The sequence below is a fragment of the Lutibacter sp. genome, from assembly GCF_041562875.1.
Lineage (GTDB): Bacteria > Bacteroidota > Bacteroidia > Flavobacteriales > Flavobacteriaceae > Lutibacter.
The window spans coordinates 1-2,045 of record NZ_JBFFOE010000184.1; the positions used below are offsets into that span (position 1 = coordinate 1).

3 protein-coding genes are annotated in these 2,045 nt (G+C 31.9%); all 3 read left to right on the top strand.

Features of this window, described 5'->3' with window-relative positions; translation table 11 throughout:
- Window positions 1-468: M20/M25/M40 family metallo-hydrolase (locus ABY863_RS13480; RefSeq protein ID WP_372795694.1), on the top strand; the 468-nt coding region annotated here is incomplete at its 5' end.
- On the top strand, window positions 461-1,612 hold the full coding sequence (alr, locus tag ABY863_RS13485) for an alanine racemase (RefSeq protein ID WP_372795697.1): 1,152 nt from the start codon (window positions 461-463) through the stop codon (window positions 1,610-1,612). The genes ABY863_RS13480 and alr, both read left to right, overlap by 8 nt.
- 28 nt (window positions 1,613-1,640) lie before the next feature.
- On the top strand, window positions 1,641-2,045 hold a 405-nt coding region (gene argB / locus ABY863_RS13490), incomplete at its 3' end, for an acetylglutamate kinase (protein WP_372795698.1).

The following is a 2,045-nucleotide window of genomic DNA, read 5'->3' on the forward strand; positions in this document are numbered from 1 at the left end:
GTAGTTACAACAGTTTATGCTACTTTAGGATCTGAAGATTATGGCATTTCAGCAGATTATGCAGAACTACATTTTACAATAAGATGTTGGACAGCTAAACAATTGAAAAATTTAAAAGAGATTTGCGCTACTTTAATACAAAATATTAGTAAAAAGCATCAACTTAAACATACGATGGATTGGATTTATGAATTTGATTCAAATAATAATAATGAAGAAGCAGTTGATTATATAGTAAAAGCAGCAGAGTTCAATTCTTTTACAGTTATTGAAAAGCAAACACCATTTAAATGGGGTGAGGATTTTGGAGCATTTACCCAACGATTTAAAGGCGCAATGTTTGCCTTGGGTGCTGGTAAACAAACACCTGCTTTGCATAATCCAGATTATGATTTTCCTGATGATATCATTGAAACAGGGATAAAAATATTCTATGCCATTTATAAAAAGATATTAAACAATGATTGATAATTCTTTAATAACACTAAATGAAAATGCAGTTCAAAATAATATTGCTTTTTTAAGGAAAAAATTAGGCAGTAAAATAAAAATTTCAGCCGTTGTTAAAGCCAATGCCTACGGACATGGTATTGAGCAAATCATTCCTCTTTTCGAGAAGTATGGAATTGAGCATTATTCGGTTTTTGATTATAAGGAAGCTGTCCGAGTTTTTGATAGCCTCACTAAACCTGCTACAATTATGGTTATGGGATGGCTGTCTAATGAAAATATAAGAGACGCTATCAAAAAGGGAATAGAGTTTTTTGTCTTTAATATAGAAAGGCTAAATATTGCCATAAAATATGCAAAAGAGCTTAGCATAAAGGCTGAAATTCATCTTGAAGCAGAAACAGGTATGAATCGTTCTGGTCTAAATATTAACGAATTAGAACAAGCTATTGCTATTATAAAAGAGAATATTGAATATATTGAATTAGCAGGCTTCTGTACACATCTTGCCGGAGCCGAAAGTGTTTCAAATCACGTGAGGATTCAAAATCAGTTAAGGAAATATAAAAAAATGTTGACAGTTCTTGAAGGTAATGAACTGCATCCCAAATATAAACATGTAGCAAATTCAGCAGCAGCATTTGTGTATCCAAAAGCAAGAATGGATTTGGTTAGAATAGGAATTATGCTTTACGGTTTTTGGTCAAGTAGTGAAGTTTATGTTCAATATACCAATCTTAAAAGTAACAAATTAAATCCATTACAAAGAATACTTAAGTGGAACAGCCAAGTTATGGCAATAAAAAAAGTTTCGAGCGGTCAATTTATAGGTTACGGTATTTCTTATCTCGCTCAAACTAATATTACAACTGCATTAGTTCCAGTTGGATATTCTTTTGGGTATAGTCGTTCTTTAAGCAATAAGGGACGTGTTCTTATTCATGGATGTAATTGTAGTGTAATAGGAGTTGTAAATATGAATATGATAATAATTGATATTTCACATGTGGATAATACGAAAGTGGGAGATGAAGTTGTTTTGATAGGAAAACAAGGTGATTTAGAAATAAAAGTAAGTGCTTTCAGCGAAATTAGTGATGAACTTAATTATGAAATATTAGCGCATTTACCAGAATCAATTGAACGAACGGTAGAAAAATAATAATGGCTTAAGGCCTAAAAATGAAATAATGACAAAAAAACACCTGCTTTTATTTAAATATGGAGGAAATGCCATGACCAATCAGCCACTTAAAAAACAAGTGCTAAAAAACATGTGCAATTTAAAAGAAAAAGGGTATCAAGTTGTAATTGTTCATGGTGGAGGTCCTTTTATCAAGCAAACTTTGGAAGAAGTTAATATAGATTCTGAGTTTATTGATGGGCAACGAAAAACAACGTCTGAGGCCATGGAATATGTAGAAATGGCACTTAAAGGAAAAGTTAATGGAAGTCTAATTTCTATAATTAATGCAATGGGGCATAAAGCAGTTGGTTTATCAGGTAAAGATGGACAAATAGTAACTGCAAAAAAACGTTTGCATGAGCATACAATAAACGGAAAGATAGAAATGGTGGATTTAGGACAAGTAGGA